The organism is Methylophaga sp., assembly GCF_009711715.1.
Taxonomy (GTDB): domain Bacteria; phylum Pseudomonadota; class Gammaproteobacteria; order Nitrosococcales; family Methylophagaceae; genus Methylophaga.
Genome location: NZ_VENF01000028.1, coordinates 1 through 8,982, shown reverse-complemented (window position 1 = coordinate 8,982; position 8,982 = coordinate 1). Strand labels below are relative to the sequence as shown.

The 8,982-nt window shown below is 50.3% G+C and carries 9 protein-coding genes; all 9 read left to right on the top strand.

Translation table 11 applies throughout. From position 1 onward, the window contains the following. Positions 1 to 324: 324 nt before the first annotated feature. The 9 genes from rho (at position 325) to FH755_RS13670 (ending at position 8,839) form a co-directional block, all read left to right on the top strand. The gene (rho, locus tag FH755_RS13710) at positions 325 to 1,584 is read left to right on the top strand and encodes a transcription termination factor Rho (RefSeq protein WP_292441669.1); all 1,260 of its coding nucleotides are present in this window, start codon (positions 325 to 327) and stop codon (positions 1,582 to 1,584) included. A 13-nt stretch (positions 1,585 to 1,597) separates the two neighbouring features. Then, a complete protein-coding gene (gene miaA / locus FH755_RS13705; protein ID WP_292441670.1) occupies positions 1,598 to 2,551 on the top strand; it encodes a tRNA (adenosine(37)-N6)-dimethylallyltransferase MiaA in 954 nt (317 codons plus the stop codon). A gap of 75 nt (positions 2,552 to 2,626) precedes the next feature. Continuing rightward, complete coding sequence (gene hfq, locus FH755_RS13700; protein WP_266238587.1) at positions 2,627 to 2,851, top strand: RNA chaperone Hfq; 225 nt, start codon at positions 2,627 to 2,629, stop codon at positions 2,849 to 2,851. Between the two features lie 11 nt (positions 2,852 to 2,862). Then, positions 2,863 to 4,005, top strand: a complete 1,143-nt coding sequence (gene hflX / locus FH755_RS13695; RefSeq protein WP_292441668.1) for a ribosome rescue GTPase HflX — start codon at positions 2,863 to 2,865, stop codon at positions 4,003 to 4,005. A gap of 85 nt (positions 4,006 to 4,090) precedes the next feature. Continuing rightward, positions 4,091 to 5,281 carry an FtsH protease activity modulator HflK gene (hflK, locus tag FH755_RS13690; protein WP_292441667.1) on the top strand — a complete coding sequence of 397 codons (1,191 nt, stop codon included), beginning with the start codon at positions 4,091 to 4,093 and terminating at the stop codon, positions 5,279 to 5,281. Then, positions 5,282 to 6,154, top strand: a complete 873-nt coding sequence (hflC, locus tag FH755_RS13685; RefSeq protein WP_292441666.1) for a protease modulator HflC — start codon at positions 5,282 to 5,284, stop codon at positions 6,152 to 6,154. It begins immediately after the preceding gene. Continuing rightward, the gene (locus FH755_RS13680) at positions 6,151 to 6,348 is read left to right on the top strand and encodes a DUF2065 domain-containing protein (protein WP_292441665.1); all 198 of its coding nucleotides are present in this window, start codon (positions 6,151 to 6,153) and stop codon (positions 6,346 to 6,348) included. The genes hflC and FH755_RS13680 overlap by 4 nt, the downstream gene beginning before the upstream one ends. Positions 6,349 to 6,354: 6 nt before the next feature. Further along, on the top strand, positions 6,355 to 7,551 hold the full coding sequence (locus FH755_RS13675) for an ATP phosphoribosyltransferase regulatory subunit (RefSeq protein WP_292441664.1): 1,197 nt from the start codon (positions 6,355 to 6,357) through the stop codon (positions 7,549 to 7,551). After that, a complete protein-coding gene (locus FH755_RS13670; protein WP_292441663.1) occupies positions 7,544 to 8,839 on the top strand; it encodes an adenylosuccinate synthase in 1,296 nt (431 codons plus the stop codon). Before FH755_RS13675 ends, FH755_RS13670 begins: the two co-directional genes overlap by 8 nt. The last annotated feature ends 143 nt before the right edge of the window (positions 8,840 to 8,982 follow it).

The following is an 8,982-nucleotide window of genomic DNA, read 5'->3' as shown; positions in this document are numbered from 1 at the left end:
ATTGTTTCAAGAAAAAAATTTATTATATTGTGTGTTGATTCTTAACTCAGATAAAAATTTTGTTTAATTATTTCTTAGATAATAGGAGGGGGGGGGGGGGGGGGGGGGGGGGGGTGGGGGGACAAATAATTTATGGCGTGACCTATAAGAGCATGAAACTATGACTCAACAAACTTTTTCCCCAAAACACTAGACGCCTCGATCACGACCTGCTATGCTTGCCGACAGTTTTTCCGAAAACTCCTCCCCGTTAGTACATATCAGCGCCAACACAATGGCGTATTCAAGGTTGTCCTATATCAAAAATCCCAATCCAGGTAATACATGAATCTGACAGAACTGAAAAAGCAGTCCGCTGCTGAATTGATGGATCTCGCCCTTTCCATGAACCTTGAGGGCCTCGCCAGAAACCGAAAACAAGAATTAATCTTTGCAATTGTCAAAGCCCATTCCAAGCAGGGTGAAGACGTTGTGACTACTGGTGTATTGGAGTTATTACCGGATGGTTTCGGTTTCCTGCGATCGCCGGAAGACTCTTATGTGGCCGGTCCGGATGATGTCTATGTGTCACCCAGTCAGATTCGCCGTTTCCACCTGAGAACAGGGGATACTATCAAAGGTAAAATCAGACCGCCGAAAGACAGCGAGCGCTATTTTGCCCTGGTTAAAGTTGAGGAAATCAACTACGAAAAACCTGATAAATCAAGAAACAAAGTACCGTTCGAAAATCTGACCCCGCTATTTCCCAACGAACGTTTTAATCTGGAGCGTGGTAACGGCAGTACTGAGGATTTAACAGCACGTATAATCGATCTGGCTGCTCCTATTGGTAAGGGCCAGCGTGGTCTGATTGTCGCACCGCCGAAATCCGGTAAAACGATGATTCTGCAATCGATTGCGCAATCTATCGCTTCGAATTATCCAGAGAGTGATTTGATTGTTCTGCTGATCGATGAACGTCCTGAAGAAGTCACAGAAATGCAACGCTCTGTTATCGGTGAAGTGGTTTCCAGTACGTTTGATGAGCCCGCTGCTCGACACGTTCAGGTTGCTGAAATGGTAATTGAAAAAGCCAAGCGGCTGGTCGAACACAAACATGATGTGGTCATCCTGCTCGATTCAATTACCCGTCTGGCTCGTGCCTACAACACCGTCGCACCGTCTTCCGGTAAGGTATTGACGGGGGGTGTTGATGCCAATGCCCTGCAGCGGCCGAAACGTTTCTTCGGTGCGGCACGTAATATTGAAGAAGGTGGCAGTCTGACGATTATCGCCACGGCTCTGATTGAGACCGGTTCACGCATGGACGAAGTTATCTTTGAAGAGTTCAAAGGTACCGGTAATATGGAAGCCTTACTGGAACGCAAGTTGGCTGACCGCCGCATGTATCCAGCCCTCAATGTGACTCGCTCCGGTACACGCCGTGAAGAATTGTTGACTAACGAAGAAGATCTCCAGAAATTATGGATTCTGCGTAAGATTTTAGGTCCGATGGATCCCGTCGAATCAATGGAATTCCTGATGGATCGTCTCAAATCCACTAAAACAAACGCCGAGTTTTTCGACACCATGAAACAAGGCTAAGAAACCACTGGTGATGCAAAACACTTTGCCGCCGGCCATCTTCATCATGGGGCCGACGGCAGCAGGCAAAACAGATCTCGCACTGGAGTTAGCCAAACGTTATCCGGTTGAGCTTATCAGCGTCGATTCCGCTCTCGTTTACCGGGGTATGGATATTGGCACGGCTAAACCGTCGCCAGCGACCCTCAAGCAATTCCCGCATCATCTGATAGATATTCTTGAGCCGACTGAGTCATACTCTGCCGGTCGTTTTCGTGATGATGCACTCAGTCTGATGGGTGACATCACTGCCCGCGGTAAAGTGCCATTGCTGGTCGGTGGCACGATGCTCTATTTCAATGCCCTGCAAAAAGGCATGTCAAAATTACCGACGGCGGACCCGGCAGTACGGGCTAAACTCGATGCCCAGGCTGCCGAGTTCGGCCTTGCCTACCTGCATCAGCGTCTGACTGAGATCGATCCGGTCGCGGCGGCAAGAATTCATGTGAATGATCCCCAGCGCCTGCAACGTGCGCTGGAAGTTTATGAACTGACTGGAAAAAGTCTGACGGCGCTGACAGAAGAGCAGGGAGATACCCTGCCGTATCATGTCACCAAGATCATTATTGCTCCTTTCGACCGGGCTGTATTACATGAACGTATTGAGAGACGCTATCGCACCATGGTCGAGAATGGTTTTCTGGCAGAGGTGCAGAAGCTCTATGAGCGGGGGGATTGCCACCCTGGGCTACCTTCGATTAGAGCTGTAGGTTATCGCCAGGCCTGGGCCTATCTCAGTGGTGAGCTTGATATGGAGAGCTTTATCTATAAAGCGATAGTGGCCACCCGGCAGATGGCTAAAAGACAGATTACCTGGCTGCGTGCACAGGATGACGGCGTCTGGTTTGACAGTGGTGAATCCTTGCCGGTCAGAGAAGTGAACCAATATCTGACGGCACAGGTCACACAATTAGAGAATAATGCTTGACGATTCTGCTAGGGCTTTTAGAATGAGTTATTCGCAGGTGATTTTCAAAAATAATAACAATATCTGGAGCAGATAATGGCCAAAGCGCAGACTCTTCAAGATCCGTTTTTAAATGCATTACGTCGTGAAAATATCCCCGTTTCCATCTATCTGGTCAACGGCATCAAGTTGCAAGGACAGATTGACTCGTTTGATCAGTTCGTGATTCTGCTGAAAAACTCAGTGAATCAAATGGTCTATAAACATGCTATTTCCACTATTGTTCCCGCACGTAATGTCAACTACAGTCAGGAAGAATAGGAGCACATTGATTGTTTGATCGTCCCGATAGTAAAGCCGCTTTTGACGATTCATCGAACCAGGAAGCAGTTGTTCTTGTTTATCTCAATTTCAATGACCCCAACTACGACGAATCCTTGGAGGAGTTCAAGGAGCTGGTTGGCGGTACAGGCGCAAAGATAGCCACCATCGTCCAGGGAAAAAGACACCGACCCGATCCCAAGTACTTTGCCGGTAGCGGCAAAGTCGATGAAATTGCTGAGTATGTGGCCGCCTCACATGCAGCACTGGTGATATTCAACCACGAACTTTCTCCCAGTCAGGAACGTAACCTTGAGCAGCGGCTTAAAAGCCGTGTGTTGGGCCGGACAGGTCTGATCCTCGATATCTTTGCCCGTCGGGCACGTTCACATGAAGGTAAACTGCAGGTTGAACTGGCGCAATTACAGCATTTATCGACACGACTCGTCAGAGGCTGGACTCACCTTGAGCGACAAAAAGGCGGTATTGGTTTACGTGGTCCCGGTGAGACCCAGTTGGAAACAGACCGGCGCTTATTGGCTCAGCGGATTAAGTCACTGAAAAAAAGATTGGATAAAGTCCGGTCTCAGCGTGAGCAGGGGCGCCGTTCTCGTCAACGTGGAGGGGTGCCTGTCGTCTCCCTTGTAGGATACACTAACGTCGGTAAATCGACCTTGTTCAATAAAGTCACCTCGGCCAAGGTTTATGCCGATGATCGTTTGTTTGCGACGCTCGATCCGACATTACGCCGGCTGAAATTACACGATACCGAAATGCTGATTCTGGCTGACACGGTGGGATTCATTCGGGAACTGCCCCACGACCTGGTAGAGTCTTTCAGTTCGACGCTGGAAGAGACACGTGATGCAGCTTTGCTACTGCATGTAGTTGACTGTGCTGCCAGTGATCGTGATGATCTGATGCATCATGTCAATGATGTATTGCAGCAAATTGAAGCCGACGAAGTGCCGCAACTGATTGTCTATAACAAAATTGACAAGGTCGAAGGCATGTCACCACGTATTGAACGCAATGCCGATGGTGAAATTGAACGGATCTGGCTCTCAGCCAGCACCGGCGAGGGACTTGAATTATTACGGCAGGCACTGCAGGAATATTTTCCACAGTGGCAGGAGTCAGAGTATCTGACTTAGATATGGGTTTTGGTTGCGTATACCGCCCATCTCCGTAAAATAGTCGTTTTGGAAGCAAATCTCTTTTCTCATTTTGGAGAGCTACATGGCTTGGAATGAACCCGGCAACGGTGGTAAAGACCCGTGGGGTAATCGTGGTAAAGATGGGCCACCGGATCTGGACGAAGTCGTCCGTAAAATGCAACAAAAACTGGGCGGAATCTTTGGTGGTAAAGGTGGTTCAGGAGGCAGTAACCGTCCCACACAGGGTTCATTCGGTTTCGGACTGATCGCACTTATTGCTGTTATCGTCTGGATGCTGTCCGGTATCTATATTGTCGAAGCACCTGAGCGAGGCGTTGTGCTCCGTTTTGGTCAGTACCAGACCACAACTATGCCCGGCCCGCACTGGCACTTGCCTTATCCCATCGATAAGGTAGAACTCGTCAACGTCGAGGAAATCCGTACGGCTGAGATTGGCTATCGCTCAACGGGTGTGGCCAGCACCAACTCCATTCCATCTGAGTCGTTGATGCTGACCATGGATGAAAACATCATCGATCTGAAAATAGCGGTTCAATACCGTGTTCAGGATGCGGCCAAATATCTTTTCAATGTGCGCGACCCGGATATTATCCTGCGCCAGATGATGGAGAGCGCGGTACGTGAGACTGTCGGCCGCTCCAAGATGGATTTCGTGTTAACTGAGGGACGTAGTGCCATTGCCAACAGCACAGAGCAATTGTTGCAATCCATGCTGGATGCACACGATGCCGGTTTGCTGGTCACCAGTGTCAATATGCAGGATGTTCAGCCACCGGAACAGGTCCAGTCGGCGTTTGCTGATGTGGTCAAAGCCCGTGAGGATGAGGTCCGCCAAATTAATCAGGCAGAAGCCTATGCCAACGATATCCTGCCTAAAGCCCGGGGTCAGGCATTCCGTATCCTGCAGGAAGCTGAAGCCTACAAGAGTCAGGTTGTTGCCAAGGCTGAAGGTGATGCCAGCCGCTTTACACAAGTGATGCTGGAATACAATAAATCACCCGCTGTGACCACAGAACGCCTCTACCTGGACGCGATGGAATCTGTTTATTCGCGTAGTCAGAAAGTGATGGTTGATGTTGAGAACGGCGGCAGCAACGTCCTTTATCTGCCGCTGGATCGTTTGAGAGGGCAAAGTGGTAACCCTGCTCGTCTCAACCTGGACGAATTTGATTATCCGAATTCATCCGGTAGTAACAGTTCCACATCAAGCAGCGCGTCACGTGATGACGTTCGTAGCAGAGGAGGTCGCTAAATGAGTTCACGTATGACGCTGATTCTGGTGCTGGTTGTACTGGCGCTGATCACATTAAGTTCGTCACTGTTTATCGTTGATGAACGTGAAAAAGCGGTGCTGTTAAGACTGGGTGAAATCGAGCGTACGGACTTTGAACCGGGGCTTCACTTCAAAATGCCCTTTGTCAATAACGTGCGCAAATTTGAAGCGCGTGAAATGGCGCTGGATGCTCAACCTGCTCGTTATCTCACCGGCGAAAAGAAAAACGTGATTGTTGATTCGTTTATTCTCTGGCGGATCGAAGATGTCGGCACTTATATGACTTCAATGGGCGGCGATCAGGAACGTGCCGCGTTGAGACTGTCGCAAATTATCAAAGACGGTCTGCGTGGTGAATTTGGCCGCCGTACCATTCAGGAAGTTGTGTCCGGAGACCGGGTTGCGATGGTACAGGACATTCTGAAAGAGGCTAATCGCGTTGCCGAAGGTTTCGGTATCGAGATCTCCAATGTTCGTATCAAACGCATTGATCTGCCATCCGAAGTCAGTAGCTCGGTTTATACCCGGATGGAAGCTGAGCGTGAGCGGGTGGCTAAAGAACTACGCTCACAAGGTGCAGAGAAAGCAGAAGAAATCCGTTCTGATGCCGATCGTCAGCGTGCGGTTATCCTGGCCGATGCCAGAAGCAAAGCGGAGCAGATTCGTGGTCAGGGTGATGCTAATGCGACTGAAATCTATGCTGATGCTTACGGTGCCAACGAAGACTTTTATTCATTGTACCGTCGCCTGAACGCTTACCAGAATATCTTCAAGGGAGACGATATGCTGGTGATTGAGCCGACAGGTGATTTCTTCAAGCGCTTTAGCGATCCTAATCAGTCACCGCAGTGACCCCGGCGCTGTTGCACAGCCTCTGGGTGGCAATGGCATTGATGCTCATTATTGAGGGCATCATGCCATTTCTCAGTCCGCAGAATTTCAAGCGGGCATTGCTGCAAATGGCCGCGATGCCGGACAGGCAGATACGTCTGATTGGCTTTTTCAGTATGATCGCTGGCCTGTTTTTTTTGTACTGGATTAATTAACTCGACATGACTATCAAAGAGAGCTGGCTGCTGCCTGAAGGCATCGATGAACTGTTGCCTGAGGAAGCCTCACAACTGGAATGCCTGCACCGGGCACTGGTTGATAGAATGCGCAGCTGGGGCTATCAACTCGTTGTTCCGCCGCTGGTAGAGTATCTGGACTCATTACTGACCGGTACGGCCAAAACCCTGGACATACAGACATTCAAACTGACTGATCAGATGTCTGGCCGCATGCTGGGTATTCGCGCAGATATGACACCCCAGGTGGCCAGAATTGCTGCCCATAAAATGCGTGACCAGGCTGATGTGTTACGACTGTGTTACATCGGTAGTGTGCTGCACACCCTGCCTGAAGGGCAGGCCAGTTCCCGTAACCCGATTCAGCTCGGTGCCGAGATATACGGCCATGCCGGACCGGAGAGTGACGTCGAAAGCATTCAACTGATGCTCGATCTGCTGGCTGTCAGCGGGGCTGTGACGACGGTTGCGCTGGATATCGGTCATGTTGGCATTTATCGTGGTCTGGCCAGTTATGCTGGCCTCGATGCGAATCAGGAGCAGGAGTTATTCTCGGCTTTGCAGCGTAAAGCGGCGGCAGAAATTGAGACCCTGCTGGAACAGTACCAGCTAACTGACGAAGCGCGTGATATGTTGCAGGCACTGGCCGAGCTCAATGGCGACCATACCGTACTAGAAACAGCACAAAACCAGCTCGCAAAGGCACCACAACCGGTTCAGCAGGCATTGGATACGTTGATTCGCATTCATGACATGCTGTCACAACGCTTACCGAATCTCGCGATTAATTTTGATCTGGCTGAACTGCGCGGCTACCACTATCACACCGGTGTTGTGTTTGCTGCCTACAAGCCGGGTTCTGCACAAGCGATTGCTGCCGGTGGCCGCTATGACGACATCGGCGAACATTTTGGCCATGCACAGCCAGCCACTGGCTTCAGCATGGACCTGAAAAAAATCGCCACATTACTGCCGGTAGCGGATAATGCCCCCCGGAAAGAATCTATCTCTGTGGAATGGCAGGACGATCCAGCGCTGGAAGACATGGTCAAATCCCTGCGTAACGACGGCAAAGTCGTGGTCTACCGTATGCCAGGCACCGAAATGTCGACAACTCATACATTGGTTAAACAAGCGGGTCGCTGGCAAGTGACCGAAACAGGAACACAAACTCGTGGCTAGAAATATAGTAGTAATTGGCTCCCAGTGGGGGGATGAAGGTAAAGGGAAGCTGGTTGATCTGCTGACCGATAATGTCTCCGCAGTGGTGCGTTTTCAGGGAGGGCATAATGCTGGCCATACCCTGGTTATTGATGGCAAAAAAACCATACTACATCTGATTCCATCAGGCATTCTTCGTGAAAATGTGCAATGCCTCATCGGTAACGGTGTCGTGCTGTGTCCGGAAGCATTGCTCAAAGAAATGGCGGAACTTGAAGCCAACGGTGTGCCTGTGCGTGAGCGCCTGAAAATCAGTGCTGCCTGTCCCCTGATCCTGCCTTATCACATTGCACTGGATCAGGCACGTGAAGCACGCCGCGGTAAAGCGGCTATCGGCACCACTGGCCGTGGTATTGGCCCAGCTTATGAAGATAAAGTCGGTCGTCGCGGCCTCCGTGTCGGTGACTTGCTTGATGAACAGGTGTTCGCAGAAAAGCTCAAGGAAGTCCTCGAGTTCCATAACTTTTCGCTGGTCAATTACTATAAAGAAGAACCTGTCAGCTACGACGAGGTACTGAAAGAAACGCTGGCGATGCGCGAGGTGATTCTGCCTCTGATCGCAGATATACCAGCCATGTTACAGGCCTATTATGAGGCGGGTGAAAATGTCATGTTCGAAGGTGCTCAGGGGGCATTGCTGGACATCGATCATGGGACTTATCCCTATGTGACTTCTTCCAATACCACTGCCGGGGGTTGCACTACCGGTGCCGGTGTCGGTCCTTGTCATATAGATTATGTTCTGGGAATTACCAAAGCCTATGCAACCCGTGTCGGCGGCGGCCCGTTCCCTTCAGAGCTGTTTGATGATATCGGCAGACATCTGGCCGAAAAGGGCATGGAAAAAGGCTCCACCACCGGTCGTGACCGCCGTTGCGGCTGGCTGGATATGGTCGCCCTGAACCGCGCCAGCTGGATTAACAGCATTACCGGCCTGTGCCTGACCAAACTTGATGTGCTTGATGGTCTGGAGACGATTCGTCTCTGTGTCGCCTATGAGAAGAACGGCGAACCTGTTGATATCCTGCCATTGAGCGCTGACGAGTTTGAAGGTTGTGAACCGGTCTATATTGATATGCCCGGCTGGCAGGAGTCGACACTGGGCGTGACCGACTATGACAAGCTCCCGGCTAATGCGCGTGCGTACATTGAGAAGGTGGAAAGTCTTGCCGGAGTGCCGATTGATATTATTTCAACCGGTCCTGATCGCTGTGAGACGATAATCCGCAGGGATCTGTTTCAGGTATAACAAAAAGCCCTCAAAATGAAGTGACCCCCAATAGTTGGACATTCCAATTACTGGGGGTCTTTTTATGTCCAAACATCATAGAGCGTTCAAGCTTGAGTTAGCTAAACGTGCTGAAAACGAAAGCTCACGACATCTAAGTCGTC

What these genes read in the sequence shown, in the direction of transcription:
- FH755_RS13675 (WP_292441664.1), top strand. Translation starts at nt 6,355, where the DNA reads ATGACTATCAAAGAGAGCTGGCTGCTGCCTGAAGGCATCGATGAACTG.
- hflC (WP_292441666.1), top strand. Translation starts at nt 5,282, where the DNA reads ATGAGTTCACGTATGACGCTGATTCTGGTGCTGGTTGTACTGGCGCTG.
- hflK (WP_292441667.1), top strand. Translation starts at nt 4,091, where the DNA reads ATGGCTTGGAATGAACCCGGCAACGGTGGTAAAGACCCGTGGGGTAAT.
- rho (WP_292441669.1), top strand. Translation starts at nt 325, where the DNA reads ATGAATCTGACAGAACTGAAAAAGCAGTCCGCTGCTGAATTGATGGAT.
- hfq (WP_266238587.1), top strand. Translation starts at nt 2,627, where the DNA reads ATGGCCAAAGCGCAGACTCTTCAAGATCCGTTTTTAAATGCATTACGT.
- miaA (WP_292441670.1), top strand. Translation starts at nt 1,598, where the DNA reads ATGCAAAACACTTTGCCGCCGGCCATCTTCATCATGGGGCCGACGGCA.